General features: G+C 47.2%; 1 protein-coding gene. It reads right to left on the bottom strand.

Annotation, left to right across the window (positions count from 1 at the left end; all coding sequences use genetic code 11):
- Positions 1 to 485, bottom strand: a 485-nt coding sequence (locus AC55NX_RS20825; RefSeq protein WP_496997467.1) for an IS256 family transposase, incomplete at both ends; no start/stop codon positions are given.

Genomic DNA, 485 nt, shown 5'->3' on the forward strand with positions numbered 1-485 from the left:
AACATACCTGCATACAACAGCTTGAGCAAGCTGGTTTCATTGGCGAAGCCACCTTTGGTCTTGGTCAGCTTGCGGAACTGCCGATGCACCGCCTCAACCGCATTGGTGGTGTAAATAGCTCTGCGGACCTGCTCAGGATATTTGAAATACACCGATAAGTTCTCCCATTTATTGCGCCATGACTGAATCACCAACGGATATTGTTGCCCCCATTTGACTTCCAGCTCATCAAGTTCGTGCTCGGCAGCCTTGAGCGTCGCAGCTTTATAGACGCACTTTAAATCTGCCATAAAAGCTTTCTGATTTTTGCTGGCGACATATTTCATCGAGTTGCGGATTTGGTGGATAACACAGAGCTGAACTTCGGTTTGCGGATAAATGGTTTCAATCGCTTCTGGGAACCCTTTGAGACCATCGACACAGGCAATACAGATATCTTTGACACCACGATTTTGTAAGTCGGTCAGGACACTGAGCCAGTAATG

Source organism: Vibrio rubrogenes (assembly GCF_059641415.1).